This is a genomic window from Rhodococcus sp. IEGM 1307, assembly GCF_030056915.1.
GTDB lineage: Bacteria > Actinomycetota > Actinomycetes > Mycobacteriales > Mycobacteriaceae > Rhodococcus_F > Rhodococcus_F opacus_D.
Genome location: NZ_JASHKW010000001.1, coordinates 197,859 through 213,078 on the forward strand (window position 1 = coordinate 197,859; position 15,220 = coordinate 213,078).

Consider the following 15,220-nt stretch of genomic DNA (forward strand, 5'->3'; position numbering starts at 1 on the left):
TGGATGGAACCGGGCTGCTTCGAGGTGGCGCCCGGTGTGCACCGAGTGCCCCTCCAGATGCCTGGCGACGGCCTCGGAGCAGTGAACGTCTACGCCCTCGAGACCGAGGAGGGACTGGCCCTCATCGACGGTGGCTGGCGAGTCGACACGACCTTCGACGAGATGGAGCGCGCACTGCTTCGGATCGGGCACAGCACCGAGCAGATTCACGACATCTATGTCACCCACGTGCACCGCGATCACTACACGTTCGCGATCGAACTCCGCCGCCGTCACGGCTCCCGCGTCCACCTCGGGATCGCCGAGGCTGACGGATTGGCAGCCGTCAGTGCACTCGGCAGTAACGTGCCGACGGATTCGCTGCACGAACTCCGCCGCGCCGGTGCCACCCTCCTTGCGGACACGGTCGAGGTTCTGACCGCCGCGGAGCCGTTCCACCCCTCGGACTGGGAACAGCCCGACCACTGGCTCACCGCAGGTCCGGTCCGGATCGGACGGCGCACACTCGACGTGGTGCACACGCCCGGCCACACAAAGGGGCACATGGTCTTTCACGACGAAGAGCAAGGGGTGCTCTTCAGTGGCGACCACGTCCTGCCCACGATCACACCGTCGATCGGCTTCGAACTCGGCGACTGGGATCTGCCGTTGGGGCGCTACCTCGAGTCGCTGACCCGTATGCTCGAACGCCCCGACTCGCAACTGCTCCCGGCGCACGGAGATCCGACACCGAGCGTGCACCTGCGCGTCGAGGAACTTCTCGCGCATCACGACCGGCGCTTCATAGCCATGCGCGATGCGCTGGTCTCGCTCGGGCCCGCGACCGCGATTGCCGTCGCAGGCGCGGTCACGTGGACCCGTCGCGAGAGGCCGTTCTCCACCCTCGACCCGTTCAATCAAATGATCGCGACCTGTGAGACCCTCGCCCACCTCGACACGTTGGTCGATCGCGGCCGGCTCACAGTCCGAAGACGAGACGACCGCGACGTCTTCTCCGTCGTCTGAGTGCGGAAGGATTCCCATGCAGAGTCATGAGCTGAAACTGGCGCACCATCCCCGGGGGAAGGTCCGGCCGTCGGATTTCCACCTCGACGTGGTGACGGTTCCGGAAGAACTGGCGCCCGGTGACATTCTCGTGCGCAACTCGTGGTCGTCGATCGACCCGTCTGTCAGGATGCGTCTCGGCCCCACCGGCCCCGCGGGCTACCTCCCACCGTTCCGCATCGGGGAGACACTGACCGGGTTGGCTGTCGGCGAGGTACTCGAGTCCCGTGACCCCGGCTTCGAGAAGGGCGACACGGTTCTGCACATCAAGGGTTTTCGCGAGTTCGCGGTGGTCCGGCAGGGCAGCGAAACCTTGGCCGGGGCAGGCGGCGTGACACGCCTCGACACGAGCGTGCACCCGCCGCAATCCTATCTCGGAGCGCTGGGCAGTTCCGGGCTCACGGCGTACGTGGGATTGCAGTGCATCGGTGGACTCACGAGCGGAGACGCCGTGTGGATTTCGTCGGCCGCGGGTGCGGTCGGCAGCCTCGCCGCGCAGATTGCAAAACTCAGAGGTCACTACGTGGTCGGCAGTACCGGTTCCGGCGAGAAGGTCAGGTTCCTGCTGGACGAACTGAAACTCGATGCCGCATTCGACTACCACAGCCCGGACCTGGCCGGAGCGCTCGCAAGCGCGGCACCCGACGGCATCGACCTGTATTTCGACAACGTGGGAGGAGCGCACCTCGAGGCCGCCCTGTATCACCTCCGGCCAGGCGGCCGGGTGGCCATGGCGGGCGCCGTCGCCTCCTATGACGCGGACACGGCGGCACCGAGTCCGGGCAATCTCTTTCAGATCGTCGCGAAGAACCTGACGGTGCAGGGTTTCCGGGCTGGAGCGTACGACCATCTGCTCGGCGACATGCGGGCCGAGGTCGGGAGCTACCTCCGCGACGGTCGCCTCGTAGTCGAGGAGACCGTGTTCGACGGCCTCGGGTCGGCGCCGGACGCCATCGTCGCGATGCTGCACGGCCGCACCGTGGGAAAGACGCTGTGCCGCCTACGCTGATGCTCCGACGGCTACACCGACGAACATGGCCTCCGCATCACGCGGAGGCCATGTTCGTCTGCGCAGCTCAGGCCGCCGTCCACCCACCGTCGGCGTAGATCTCCGAGCCGGTGACGAAGGTGGAGTCGTCACCGGCCAGGAAGGCGACGACGGCCGCAATCTCCTCACCCCGCCCGAGACGACCCATCGGGGTGCCGGCCAGCATCTCGCGGTGACGCTCGCTGCCCTCCCAGCGCTCGAGTAGTGGGGGCGTACCGATGAATCCCGGGTGCAGAGAGTTGACGCGCACCCCCGCTTTCGCCCAGTGCAGGGCAGCGTTCTTGGTCATCGTGCGGACTGCGCCTTTGGCGGCTGCGTAGGCAACGCTGTTGCCCAGGCCGCCCACCGTTCCCAGTATCGAGCACATGTTCACGATGGAACCGCCGCCGCTCCGCTCGATCAGCGGCCCGGCGTGTTTCATACCCAGCCACGTGCCGGTCTGGCCGACCCCGATCACCCGGTCCCATTGTGATCGGGTTTCCTCGTCGACTGTGGCGACGCTGCCGATGGCAGCGTTGTTGACCAAGGCGTGCAGCGCGCCGAACGTGCTCTCGGTTGCTGCCACGACGTCTTCCCACTGTTCCTCGGAGGAGACGTCGAGGGCGAGCGCCGCATGTCGCTCGGGCTGGGTGAGGGTATCGAGCAAGTCCTGGCAGACCGATTTCCCGAGATCGGTCAGGACGACGTGAGCGCCCTCTTCGGCGAGCCTTCGGACGATCTCCGCGCCGATACCACCGGTCGCACCCGTCAGTAGGACGACCTTGTCGCGAAGTCGGTCAGGGCCGACAGTCATCTGGACTCCTTGTCACTTGTTCGGCTCGGGCAGGGAAGGTCGATATCAGAGGTTGCTCAACACGTTTCGGCCACCGACGAGCATCGCGACCACGACACCGATGCTGGTTACCGCGGTCATGAGAAGAGCCATCGCGGCCACCAGCGGGTAGGAGCCGTTCTCCCACAGGTCGAACAGCAGCGTCCCCATCACCTGTGTCGTGGCGGCACGGACGAGCAGTGAGGCGGCGAACTCGTGGGTCAGCAGGATGAACATCAAGGCGACGGAACTGAGCACGGTCGGTCTCATCAGCGGCAGAATCACCCGCACATTGGTGACGAACGGGCTCGCGCCGCTCGTTGCCGACGCCTCGGCGTAGGTCTCTCCGAGCGACAGCATCGCCGTCATTTGCATCCGGGTGGAGAAGGGCACCATCAGCACGATGTAGACGAGGATGATGACCGCTTTGGTCCCGTAGAGGATCAGCGGAGGCTGGGTGTACGTGAGCAGGAACCCGACGCCGAAGATCACCGCTGGAATACCCAGGGGGAGAGCGGTGATGATGTCACCGATGGTTCCCAGGACTCTGTGTTTGCGGCCTCGTACGAGCAGCGTGGCGGTGAGGTAACCGATCGGCACGCAGACGGCGACCGCCACCACGGAGGTGAGGAGACTCGTGTACACCGAGTCGACGATGCTCGCCGTCCGGAACAGCGCCCGGAAGTTGTCGAGTGTGAAGAGATTCCAGGACAGTGTCTCCGACCAATAGGGAGACACGGCCACGATGGCGAGTCCGATCAGCGGAACGACGAGTGCGAGCATCGCATACGCGGAGATGCACACGGCGGCCCACGCCGAGCGTCCGGTGTTCGGTGCGAATGCCTTTCCGCCGTGCGTGACGAAGCGTGACTGATTGCCGAGAAGCATCTTCTGCGCCAGCACGACGACGACGCCGAAGATGACGAGCGGCGAGCCCGCCGCGGCTGCAGCGGCGAAGTCCGCCGGTGACTCGGACACCCGCCGATACATTTCGGTGGTGAGAACCTTCACGCCGGTGTTCTGTCCCAACAGGAGTGGTCCGGTGAACTGGCCCAATCCGAGAAGCAGCGCGATGCCACCGCCGTAAACCAGGGAGGGGCGAAGCAGCGGGAGCACTACACGAAAGAACACGCCGAGCGTCGACGAACCGCTGATCTGTGCTGCCTCGAGGTGCTCGGAACTGATGTTCTGCATTCCCGCGCTGACGAAGAGGTAGACGAAGGACGTGAGTCCGAAGCCCGTGAGAATGATGATCCACGGTGTGCTGTAGACATCGATGGGTCCGGAGTCGACGTGGTTCCACCAGGGGAGTTTCCGCAGGAGCGCGTTCAGGTACCCGGGGCCGGGGGAGAGGAGGAACGCCCACCCGACCACGTTGGCCACCGCGGGCATCACGATGGGGAGGATGGGGACGATCCTGAGGAAGCTCAGCCGGCGTGGCAGCCTGGTCGCCGCGAACGCAAGGATCGTTCCGAGGACCATGGCGATGGCGAGCGACGAGACAGCGAGGGCGATCGTGGTCCGGATGGTCTGACCGATGTCGTATCGGCCGTACTGGGCTTGATATCCGCGACCGCCGTCCTCGAACGCCAGCGACTGCAAGCGGAAGAGCGGGAGCACGACGAGATACGCCAGAACCGCCAGCAGTGCGCCGTACCCGAGTCGGGTACGCCACACCGTACTGACGACGAACGGACGTGCGCCGCGACTCACCGCAACCGTAGCCATCACGCCTCCGATCGGGCGGCCTGGGCGAGCACGGGAACCTGGAGATCCACGTGACCGTCCGGGTGCGGAAACACTCGCAGCTTGGTGGGCGAGAAGCTCACCACCAGAGGAGATCCGATGGTGGCAGCACGCAACCAGCGTCCGTGTCGTTCCGCGTCCGCGCGGACGAACAACTGCTCGCCTCCGGCATCGACCGTCACGTCGAAATAGCGGCCTCCGTACTCGGAGGTGACGAGTTCGCCGACGAAGCCGACGTCACCCGCACGGACCTCGTCGAGTGAATGATGAAGTGCGAGGTCTTCGGGCCGGAGTCGTCCCACAGCCGTATCGCCGCTGATGTAGTCGCCCTGGACGCCCGCCGCGTCGAGATCGACGGGAGCCCCCGCTCGCGTGGTCCACCCCTCGTGCCGGCGGACGAGTTCGAGCCGGTTCGCCATCCCGATGAACGCGGCGACATAGTCGGAGGACGGGGTCTGGTAGACCCGCTCCGGGGTGTCGTACTGTTCGATCTTGCCCGCCTTCATGATGGCGAGTCGGTCACCGAGCGCAAATGCCTCGGCCTGATCGTGGGTGACGAATACGGCAGTGAAGCCCAGTCGTTGGTGTAGTTGATGAATCTGGGACCGCACCTGATCGCGCAGCCGTGCGTCGAGATTGCTCAGGGGCTCGTCGAACAGCACCAGGTCGGGTTGGGCGACCAGGCCGCGGGCCACGGCGACTCGCTGTTGCTGTCCACCGCTGAGCTGGGACGGATACCGGTCGAGCAGGGCTCCGCAATCGACCATGTCTGCGGCGGTCTCGACCTGTCCGGCGGCGATGGCGCTCTTCATCCGTCGAACCTTCAAGGGGTACCGGATGTTTTCTCGCACTGTCATGTTGGGCCACAGCGCGTAGGACTGGAAGACCATGCCGATGTTGCGCTTGTAGGCCGGAACGTTGATGCGGGTCGGCGCATCGAAGACGGTGTGGTCCTTGAACGTGATCGACCCGCCCTCGGGTGTCTCGAGACCGGCGATGCATCGTAGGGTCGTCGTCTTCCCGCAACCGCTGGGGCCGAGTAGGACGAGAAATTCACCGTCCTGAATGTCGAGGTCGAGTTGATCGACGATGGTGTTGGACCCGAAGGTCTTGGTCAGGTTGGAAACCCTGAATTGTGATGTCACCTTGGCACCTGCTTGGTTGCGAGTGGTTTGTCGAGGAAAAATAAAGTGAAGTCAGTTCATCTCATGACTGCGTCGGGCGCTTCGGAGTCCTGGCGCCCGCGGAGGTTCCGCCGTCGATCATGAGATCGGAGCCCGTGATGTAACTGCTGTCCTCGCACGCGAGGAACAGGATGGCCTTCGCCACCTCGAGCGGTAGACCTCGGCGTTGCAGCGGAATGCTTTTCACATACGCGTCCATGTCGTCGTCGGCGAAGTCGGCGCCGGCGGTAATTGCCGTTTCAATGCTGCCCGGGCACACGGCGTTGACCCGGATATTCGATTCCGCGAACTCCAACGCCGCGACTCGGGTCAGGGCGCGAACGCCGAACTTCGACGCGCCGTATGCACCGAGCTCGGCCGTCGCGAGGACGCCACGCAGCGAGGACAGGTTGACGACGGATCCGCCCGTGGTCATGGCGGCGCCTGCGGCCTGCAGGCCGAGGAAAGTCCCCACAAGGTTGAGGTCGATCATGCGTCGTAGGTCGGCGAGCGACGTCTGCATGATGGACGCTTTGGATGCGGCGCCCGCGGAGTTGACGAGAACACGCATCGGATGCCCGCGATCCGCCATCTCGGTGGTGACGCGCGTCCACTGAGATTCGTCGGTGACGTCGAGGTGCCGGTAGTGCGCTCGCGCACCGATTTTCGCCGCGACACGTTCACCCACCTCGTCGTCGACGTCGCCCAGGTAGACCGTGGCGCCGTGGGCGTGGAAGAGTTCTGCGGTCGCGGCACCTATCCCTCGTGCAGCACCGGTGACGAGAGCGCAGGTGTCGCGCAGTCGCGCGTCGTCGGTCGTCACTGGATGAATCTCTTTTCCCAATCGGACTGGTACTCGGTGAGCGATTCGGGTGTCAGGTCGGACGGGTTGGGCAGCGCGATGTCCTGCGCCTGTGCGACGCTTCCTTCGATGCCGGGGAGTGCGCTCGCGTAACCGAGTGACAACGCCTTCTGGCCGGCGGGGGTGACCATGAAGTTCGCCAGCACCTGTGCGGCATTCGGGTGCGGCGCCGCGGACAGTGCGTGCGTGAACCACGGGGTTCCCCACGGGGGCGAGGGCAGTGCCCAGTCCACCGGTGCTCCCGATTCCTTCTCTCGCACAAGCGGTTGCACTACCGGGGTTGCGACGATCTCGCCCGAGGTCAAGGCCTGCGCGACCCCCAGTGAACTCGGGTAGATCCGCGGCTTCAGCTCCGCGAGCTTCTGGAGGTAGTCGGCGCCGAAGTTCTTCTCGAAGAATCGGTAGAAGTCGACGTACGAGGCGATACCGGACGGGTTGACGATTCCGATCTTGCCCTTCAACGCCGGGTCGAGGAGGTCTGCCGGCTTCTGCAGACCTCCCGGAAGTGCTGTCGTGTTCCAGCCGAGAGCGAACACCGCCGCGCTGGTCAGGAAGAACTTGTCGGAAATGATGCTCTTCTGCGGTTCGTACTCCGGCGCATCGAATGCCGGGCCGACGAGATCGGTCGAGTAGGTGCCCGACTCGGCGGCAGTCTCGATCCAGGCGGCGTCGGTCATCATGTGCACATCAGCCGTTCCCCGTTTCGTCTGATTCTCGACCTCGACCTTCGGGTTGATGTCGGCGTCGGTGCCCCGGACGTATTCGAGGGAGATCTCGGGATACTCCTGCTCGAACGCCACTTTGAGAGCTTCGAGATTGGCGGGGTTCTGGCTCGAGTACAGCAGGACACTGCCTTCGCCCTTGGCTGCGGCGACGACGTCGTCCCACGTGCCGGACACGGGACCGGTGGAACCGGAACCGCCGGATCCACAAGCGGCGGAGGCGAAAGCGGCGACCACTGCGACGGCCATCAGCTTTATCGGCATACTTCTCATGGCATGAAAGCCCTTCCGGTATCGGTTCGCCGAATGCGAACCCGTGTATTCGGTGACGGATGGAGGAGTCGGATGAGGCCTACGGCGCGAGACCGTTGAGCAGCGCGGCAACGCGATCGGGAATCGTGACCATGGCCATGTGGCCGGATTCGAGGAATGCGGTGTCGCCGCCGACGAGGGCAGCAGATCTTTCCTGGAGTTCGGGTGGATAGCAGGTGTCCTTGGTCAAACGTACGTATGTACGGGGTATATCGGCGCGGAGACCGGACAGGTCGACGGACTCCGTGAGTAGCGCGCCGCAATCGTCGACCAACTGGGCGATCATCCAGTCGGTCTGTTCCGCGTCCATGTCGTTGCAGAGCATCGCGGCGGCGCCCATCGGATCCTGGCGGTACACACCATCTTCTATCGAGGCTTCCACCGCGGCGCGGACGTCCGGATCGATCTGATCGATCACTCGCGTCCCGTCGGGCGGGACGACGGCGGACAGGAAGACCACGTGCCGTAGTCGGTGTGCGAGTGCCTGCATGACCCGAGGGGCCGTCACTCCCGCGAAAGAGTGTGCGACGAGGACGACGTCCTCGAGGTTCGCCGCCTCCACGTCGCCGATGACTGCGGCGGCGCAGTCGTCGAGGGTGACGGACCGCGGGTCGACGGAGTGCCGCCGTCCCCGTCCCGGGAGATCGACTGCGAGAGTGTCACCTTCGAGCAAGGGGAGGAGAGGCGCCCAGCACGAGGCGCCCATTCCTGCGCCGTGGACGAGAACGAACGACATGTTGCTCCTCGCTAAATTGAACTGATATCAGTTTGAATCTAAGGAAGTCGCCTTGTGATGTCAATCACCTGATAATGTGAAGTGAATCCAGTTCACTTAGGAGGTCCGTGTGACGACTCCACGTGCAGCGCGGCCGCTGCAGCTCGGTTCACTTCGGTTGGCAAACCGGCTCGTCGGTACGCCGCACGCGTCGGGTGCCGTCGCCGGCGGCCTCCCCTCACGCGGCGACGACGACTACTGGCGACGCTGCGCGGCCGGCGGTGCCGCAATGCTCATCGTCGGCGGCACGGTGGTGTCGCCCGGTTCGACCAACCGCAACGGCAACATCACCGAGGCCTGGCGTCCTGAAGTCCTCGCGGGCCTGGAGGCTCGGGCGCGGGCGATCACCGAGGAAGGAGCCATCGCGGCCTGCCAGCTGGTGCACCTCGGACGCGAAACTCTGGGCGCCGAGATGTGGAGTCACCCCGTCGCGCCGTCCGCTGTCCGCTCGCCCCGCGAACCGACGCGACCGCGCGCCCTCTCGGGCGCCGACGTCGACGCGGTCGTCGACGCATTCCGCACATCCGCGGTCCACGCGTGGTCGGCCGGCTTCCCGGTCGTCGAACTGCATGCAGCCCACGGATATCTACTTGCGCAATTCCTCTCGCCGAACACTAACCTCGGCCGAGACGCTGCGACGGGTGCTCAGCGTGTGCGGATCCTCGACCGCATCGCCTCCGCGGTCCGCGACGCCTGCCCCGGTGTCGTACTCGGAGTCCGCGTCTCTTCCGACGGCGGCGACGAGGCAGGTCTGAGCATGGACGGTCTCTGCGACCTACTACCGCACCTCTCCGATTTCGACTACGTCAACGTCACGGTCGGCGTACGCACCACCTACGTCCGGGACATGGCCGTAACCGACCCGCCGCTGCTCGGTTCGGTCGGACAATTACGCGCCGCCGCAGTGACCCCGCTGCTGGTGTCGCAGTCGTTCCGGACCGGTGCGTCCATCGACACTGCATTGCAATCGGGAGCCGACCTCGTCGGTGTGGCACGACCGCTGATCGCCGACCCGAACTTCCCGCGGAAGATACTGACCGGCCGCGAGGCGTCGATCCGCCCGTGCGTGTCCTGCAACGAGGACTGCCGAGCGTTCGACCCCGTCCTACTGTGCTCGGTCAATCCCGACCTCGCGCCGCCGGGTCATTCCGCACGTCCCGCGTACCCGCTGACGCTGGGGCCCACGCGCGGGTCGAGAGTGCGGAGACGGATCGCCGTCGTCGGTGCAGGCCCCGCCGGGCTCGAGTGCGCGATGCGGCTCGGACCCGACCACGACGTCACACTCTTCGAACAACGAGAGCGAATCGGAGGCCAGCTTGCGACAGCGGCAGACGCGCCGCATCGCAGCGGCTGGCGTCGCCTCCTCGACTACTACTCCGACAACATGCCGAAGGTGGCAATCCGTCTGGCGCACCACGTCAATGCCGACGACCTGGCGGACTTCGATGACGTAGTCCTGGCCGTCGGTGCCGTGGAAGAACTTCCCCAGGAATTGGCGGGAACGTCGTCCATGCTCACCTCTCAGGCGTTGCTCGATGGGGGAGGAGCTCTTCGCGGCGCCGGCCACGTCGTGGTGGTCGACGACGGATTCGGGCTCTGGCCCGCAGCGAGCACGGTCGAAGCGGCGCTCGCCGCGGGTGCCGACCACGTCACGGTCCTGACGCCCGCCGCGGCCTTCGCGTCGGGTCTTCCCGCGGAGGGCCGGGTGCAGTACCTGCGTCGGCTGTCGGGGGAACCGGTCGACGTGCGCGTGCTGTCGTCGCTCGTCGCGGTCTCCGACGGCTCGGTCGAGTTCGAGAACACGCTGTCGGGGGAGAGGACGCGCCTCGACGTCGACCGGGTGGTCGTGGCCGGTGAGCGGCGCCCGCGCGACTGGTCGCAACTCGCACCGGAAAGCGCACGCGTGCACATCATCGGCGACGCGCTCGTACCGCGCAAAGTCGCGCACGCCGTCTCCGAAGCCCGTGCTGTCGCCCGTGAGTACTTATTAACCGCGGGCGGTTAACAAGTACTCACAGGGGGTGTTCCCCGACATCCGCGGCGGCGAGGGTGATGACCAGCAACGGCACCACCTTCGCCGCCGCGATGCGGTAGTGGTTCCTCGACTCCTGCTCGACGATGCGTGCCCCGCCGAGGACGCGCAGGTGGTGGTAGAGCTGACCGGGCGAGGACAGCCCGACCGCGGTCTGCAACTCTGCCGCGCCGGCGGGACCGCGCAGCAGGGTGCGGACGATCTCGAGGCGGGTCGGATGTCCCAGCGCGGCGAGCACGTTCGACACGGCGGTGGGGGACAGGTCGAGGGTGGCGCCGGCGTCGTAGCGGATCGTCCACTGGATCTCGCCGCCCAGGTCGACGGTGCCCTGATATCCGATCTGCCCGATGCTCTCGCCGACGTCGGGTGTGGGGGTTTCGGCGGTCCGGGCCGATTCGAGGGCGTGGACGCGCGCCTCGAGGTCGGCGAGCCGGGCGTCGTACTCGTCGTTCACACGGCACAACTTAGCTGCGACATCGTGTCGGGATCGGTCATCGCCTCGGTGACCACCCCGGGAAGGTTGCCGCCCTTGAAACCCAGCCCGTCCAGCCCGGGCGGGGCGGGCTGCCATTCGAGTGTTCGGCGTGCGGCGTCGGCGAGGGCGGCGTCGCCGAGTCGGTCGCGTAGATAGTCGGGGACGGCGTTGTCGCTCTCCTGGATCATCGCGGTCACCATCTGCTCGAGCGTGACGGTGTCGTCGGGTTCGGTGACACCGAGCCGCTGCAGAGCCTTCGGGTGGGCGCCGCCGTCGGTGTTCGGGAGGTACCAGCGTTTCCACTCGGGCAGCGGTACCGGCTCGGCCGGGTCGAGTTCACCCGGCGCGACGGCCCGGGCGTAGGTGGCCAGGTGCACCACCTTGATCGCGGACGCCAGCGGAACGGTGTCGCCGGCGCGGTGCTCGACCGTTCGGCCGCGACCGTCGTCGACGACGAAGGCGACGTCGTCGGGGTGGGAGCCGACGACTGCTGCTGTGACCGTGCCCAGCTTCCTCGTCATCGAGAAGATCCCTTCACCTGTGGAAATTTGATAATTCGGAATTACGGAATTCTAGAAGTACGGTAACGCGAACCGGTAGGACTGTCGAGACCGCACGCTCCGAACGTCCCGTTCGGCGCGGCCCGTAGGCTGACACCCGTGCGCGTACTCGTTATCGGCTCCGGAGCCCGTGAACATGCCCTCCTTCTCGCCCTCGCTCGCGATCCGGGTGTCAATGCCCTGATGTGCGCGCCCGGCAACGCCGGGATCGGCAAGATCGCCGAGCAGCACCCCGTCGACATCGCGTCCGGGGAGGCGGTGGCCGCCCTCGCGAAGAAGCTCGACGCCGACCTCGTCGTGGTGGGTCCCGAGGTCCCGCTGGTGCTGGGTGTCGCGGACGCCGTCCGCGCGGCAGGCATCGCCTGCTTCGGCCCGTCGGCCGACGCCGCGCGCATCGAGGGTTCCAAGGCGTTCGCCAAGGACGTCATGGCCGCCGCCGGTGTGAAGACCGCGCACAGCGAGATCGTCGACTCGCCCGCCAAGCTGGACGAGGCACTCGACCGCTTCGGGCCCAACTGGGTGGTCAAGGACGACGGCCTCGCGGCAGGCAAGGGTGTCGTGGTCACCACCGATCGGGACGCCGCCCGCGATCACGCGGCCGAACTGCTCGAGAACGGGCACCCCGTTCTCCTCGAATCCTTCCTCGACGGTCCCGAGGTGTCGCTGTTCTGCGTCGTGGACGGCGAGACCGTCGTGCCGTTGCTGCCTGCCCAGGACCACAAGCGCGTCGGCGACGGCGACACCGGACCCAACACCGGCGGCATGGGCGCGTACACGCCGCTGCCGTGGCTGCCCGAGCAGACCGTGACGCAGATCGTCGACGACGTCGTGAAGCCGGTCGCGGCCGAGCTCGTCGCCCGGGGCAGCGCCTTCAGCGGCCTGCTGTACGCCGGGCTGGCGATCGGCAAGGACGGCCCCGCCGTGGTCGAGTTCAACTGCCGCTTCGGCGACCCCGAGACGCAGGCGGTACTCGCGCTGCTGAAGAGCCCGCTCGGCGAACTGCTGAACGCGGCCGCCACCGGAACGCTCGATCAGGTCGCGCCACTCGAATGGCAGGACGGCTCGGCGGTGACCGTCGTGGTCGCGGCCGAGCACTACCCGGCCACCCCGCGCACCGGCGACGTGATCACCGGCGCCGACGGTGACGGCGTCCTGCACGCAGGCACCAAGCTCGTCGACGATCAGGTGGTCTCCGCCGGCGGACGCGTGCTCAGCGTGGTCGGAGTCGGAGCGGACCTCGACGCGGCGCGCGCGGATGCGTACTCCAAGATCTCCGCGATCAAGCTGCCGGGAAGCCACTTCCGCAAGGACATCGGACTGGCCGCTGTCGAGGGACGCATCGCCATTCCCTGAGGTCGAGGCACTCCCACGACTGAGAGGCGTGCACCCCCGGAACATCCGGGGGTGCACGCCTTTGTCGTCACGTCACCGGGCGGTCCATCCTCCGTCGATCGTGTAGGAGGCGCCGGTGACCATGCCTGCGTCGGCGGACGCAAGCCACGCGACGAGGGACGCCACCTCCGCCGGTTCGACCAGTCGCTTGATCGCGCTCTCGGTGAGCATCACCTTCTCGATCACGTCGGACTCGCTGATGCCGTGCACCTGTGCCTGATCCGCGATCTGCTTCTGCACCAACGGTGTCAGCACGTAGCCGGGATTGACGCAGTTGCTGGTGACGCCGTGCGGGCCGCCCTCGAGCGCCGTCACCTTCGACAGTCCCTCGAGTCCGTGCTTGGCGGTGACGTATGCGGCCTTGAACGCCGATGCGCGGAGCCCGTGCACGGACGACACGTTGACGATGCGCCCGAATCCCGTGGAATACATGTGCGGCAGGGCGGCACGGATCAGCAGGAACGGTGCCTCGACCATCAGCGTCTGGATGCGCCGGAAGTCCTCGGGGCGGAATTCCTCGATGGGACTGATGGTTTGGATCCCGGCGTTGTTGACGAGGATGTCGGTCTCCAGCCGCAGCTCGGTGAGCGGTTCGGTGTCGAGGAGATCGACGTGCCACGCGGTTCCGTCGATTTCGTCGGCGAGGCTCTTGGCGGCCACGTCGTCGAGGTCGGCGACCGTGACGTGGGCTCCGCGTGCGGCGAGCGTCCGGGCGCAGGCTGCGCCGATTCCGCTGGCGCCGCCGGTGACGAGCGCGGTGCGTCCGGTCAGGTTCTGCTCGGTCATGCGGGGACCCCGTTCTTCGCGCCGGCGGCCTTCTCGTCCGCCAGGATCTGGGCGTCCGCCTCGTCGATCGATTCGAGCGAGATGCCCTTGGTCTCCCGGGCGACGATCACGGCGACGACGGTGACGAGGCACGCGATCGCCAGGTAGATCGCAATCGGAACGGACGAGTCGTATTTGCTGAGCAGGCTGGCCGCGATGATCGGCGCCAGCGAACCGGCCACGATCGACGTCACCTGGTAGCCGAGGGAGACACCCGAATACCGCATGCGCGTCGGGAACATCTCGGCCATGATTGCCGGCTGACCGGCGTACATGAAGGCGTGGAACACCAGGCCGATGATGATCGCTCCGAGGATGACGGCGTTGTGCCCGCTGTTCATCATCGGGAAGGCGAAGAAGCCCCACGTGCCCGCGGTCACCGCGCCGATCATGTAGACGGGGCGCCGGCCGATGGTGTCGGAGAGTCGCCCGACGAGCGGGATCACCGCGAAGTGCACGGCATGCGCGATCAGCATCCACCAGAGGATCTGCGCGGTGTCCGTGTGGACGACCACCTTGAGGTAGGTGATCGAGAACGTGACCACCAGGTAGTACATGACGTTCTCACCGAAACGCAGGCCCATCGCCGTCAGCACGCCGCGGGGGTAGCGCCTGAGCACCTCGAAGACGCTGAAGGCCGTCTCCTTGATGTGCTCCGCTTCCTTCTGCGCCTGGATGAAGATCGGGGCGTCCGTGACCTTCGTGCGGATGTAGTAGCCGACGAGGACGATCACGGCCGACAGCCAGAACGCCACGCGCCAGCCCCAGCTGAGGAACGCCGCATCGGACAGCGTCGTCGTCAGGATCAGCAGGACGACGGTCGCGACGAGGTTGCCGGCAGGCACGCCGGCCTGCGGCCACGACGACCAGAAGCCGCGGGACTTGTTCGGGCTGTGCTCGGCCACCAGCAGCACCGCGCCACCCCACTCGCCGCCGACGGCGAATCCCTGGATGAAGCGGAGGGTGACGAGCAGGGCCGGGGCCCAGTACCCGATCTGGCCGTACGTGGGCAGGCAGCCCATCAGGAACGTGGCCGCGCCGACGAGGAGGAGGCTGAACTGGAGCAGTTGCTTGCGGCCGAACTTGTCGCCGAAGTGACCGAAGACGATGCCGCCGAGGGGCCGGGCGACGAAGCCGACGGCGTACGTGACGAACGCCGCGATGATCGCGTCGAGTTCGTTGTCCCCGGCCGCGAAGAAGACCTTGCTGAACACGAGCGTCGCCGCGGTCCCGTAGAGGAAGAACTCGTACCATTCGACGACGGTGCCGGCCATGGATGCGCCGACCACCTTCTTCAGCCCGGACGGCGGGGCTTCCTTCGCGTGCGCTGTTTCGTCGACGCTCATCTGTCGCTCCTCGTTACACTCCGTACCCCGTTGTGACTGGGGACACAGTTCATTGGTCCTGCCGAGTATTGATGCATATTTGTGCGCACACAATGACGCAACCTGCA

The 15,220-nt window shown here is 66.3% G+C and carries 14 protein-coding genes; 4 read left to right on the forward strand and 10 right to left on the reverse strand.

Going from position 1 to position 15,220, the window contains the following annotated elements:
- Positions 1-3: 3 nt before the first annotated feature.
- Both QM841_RS00915 and QM841_RS00920 read left to right on the forward strand, forming a co-directional pair.
- On the forward strand, positions 4-1,005 hold the full coding sequence (locus QM841_RS00915) for an MBL fold metallo-hydrolase (RefSeq protein ID WP_283330957.1): 1,002 nt from the start codon (positions 4-6) through the stop codon (positions 1,003-1,005).
- A gap of 16 nt (positions 1,006-1,021) precedes the next feature.
- The gene (locus tag QM841_RS00920) at positions 1,022-2,053 is read left to right on the forward strand and encodes an NADP-dependent oxidoreductase (protein ID WP_283330584.1); all 1,032 of its coding nucleotides are present in this window, start codon (positions 1,022-1,024) and stop codon (positions 2,051-2,053) included.
- Between the two features lie 67 nt (positions 2,054-2,120).
- Here QM841_RS00920 and QM841_RS00925 read toward each other — a convergent pair whose 3' ends face one another.
- The 6 genes from QM841_RS00925 to QM841_RS00950 form a co-directional block, all read right to left on the reverse strand.
- On the reverse strand, positions 2,121-2,885 hold the full coding sequence (locus QM841_RS00925) for an SDR family NAD(P)-dependent oxidoreductase (protein WP_280778801.1): 765 nt from the start codon (positions 2,883-2,885) through the stop codon (positions 2,121-2,123).
- A gap of 45 nt (positions 2,886-2,930) precedes the next feature.
- Complete coding sequence (locus QM841_RS00930) at positions 2,931-4,631, reverse strand: ABC transporter permease (RefSeq protein ID WP_105412882.1); 1,701 nt, start codon at positions 4,629-4,631, stop codon at positions 2,931-2,933.
- Positions 4,631-5,794, reverse strand: a complete 1,164-nt coding sequence (locus QM841_RS00935) for an ABC transporter ATP-binding protein (RefSeq protein WP_283330585.1) — start codon at positions 5,792-5,794, stop codon at positions 4,631-4,633. The genes QM841_RS00930 and QM841_RS00935 overlap by 1 nt, the downstream gene beginning before the upstream one ends.
- 61 nt (positions 5,795-5,855) lie before the next feature.
- Positions 5,856-6,635 (reverse strand): SDR family NAD(P)-dependent oxidoreductase, encoded by a 780-nt coding sequence (locus QM841_RS00940; protein ID WP_280778798.1) that lies wholly within the window; start codon positions 6,633-6,635, stop codon positions 5,856-5,858.
- Positions 6,632-7,669, reverse strand: a complete 1,038-nt coding sequence (locus QM841_RS00945; protein WP_280778796.1) for an ABC transporter substrate-binding protein — start codon at positions 7,667-7,669, stop codon at positions 6,632-6,634. The genes QM841_RS00940 and QM841_RS00945 overlap by 4 nt, the downstream gene beginning before the upstream one ends.
- Positions 7,670-7,748: 79 nt before the next feature.
- A complete protein-coding gene (locus QM841_RS00950; protein ID WP_283330586.1) occupies positions 7,749-8,444 on the reverse strand; it encodes an alpha/beta fold hydrolase in 696 nt (231 codons plus the stop codon).
- Positions 8,445-8,553: 109 nt separating this feature from the next.
- Between QM841_RS00950 and QM841_RS00955 the strand changes: the two genes are divergently transcribed.
- Positions 8,554-10,488 (forward strand): oxidoreductase, encoded by a 1,935-nt coding sequence (locus QM841_RS00955; protein WP_283330587.1) that lies wholly within the window; start codon positions 8,554-8,556, stop codon positions 10,486-10,488.
- A gap of 7 nt (positions 10,489-10,495) precedes the next feature.
- Here the strand turns inward: QM841_RS00955 and QM841_RS00960 are convergent, their stop codons facing one another.
- Both QM841_RS00960 and QM841_RS00965 read right to left on the reverse strand, forming a co-directional pair.
- Positions 10,496-10,969 carry an ArsR/SmtB family transcription factor gene (locus tag QM841_RS00960; protein ID WP_283330588.1) on the reverse strand — a complete coding sequence of 158 codons (474 nt, stop codon included), beginning with the start codon at positions 10,967-10,969 and terminating at the stop codon, positions 10,496-10,498.
- Positions 10,966-11,511: a serine hydrolase gene (locus tag QM841_RS00965; RefSeq protein ID WP_283330589.1), complete on the reverse strand. Its 546-nt coding sequence runs from the start codon at positions 11,509-11,511 to the stop codon at positions 10,966-10,968. Before QM841_RS00965 ends, QM841_RS00960 begins: the two co-directional genes overlap by 4 nt.
- A 138-nt stretch (positions 11,512-11,649) precedes the next feature.
- Here QM841_RS00965 and purD point away from each other — a divergent pair, with 138 nt between their 5' ends.
- Positions 11,650-12,903: a phosphoribosylamine--glycine ligase gene (gene purD / locus QM841_RS00970; protein ID WP_283330590.1), complete on the forward strand. Its 1,254-nt coding sequence runs from the start codon at positions 11,650-11,652 to the stop codon at positions 12,901-12,903.
- Between the two features lie 72 nt (positions 12,904-12,975).
- Here the strand turns inward: purD and QM841_RS00975 are convergent, their stop codons facing one another.
- Complete coding sequence (locus QM841_RS00975) at positions 12,976-13,728, reverse strand: 3-hydroxybutyrate dehydrogenase (RefSeq protein WP_283330591.1); 753 nt, start codon at positions 13,726-13,728, stop codon at positions 12,976-12,978.
- Complete coding sequence (locus QM841_RS00980) at positions 13,725-15,113, reverse strand: MFS transporter (protein ID WP_283330592.1); 1,389 nt, start codon at positions 15,111-15,113, stop codon at positions 13,725-13,727. The genes QM841_RS00975 and QM841_RS00980 overlap by 4 nt, the downstream gene beginning before the upstream one ends.
- Between the last annotated feature and the right edge of the window lie 107 nt (positions 15,114-15,220).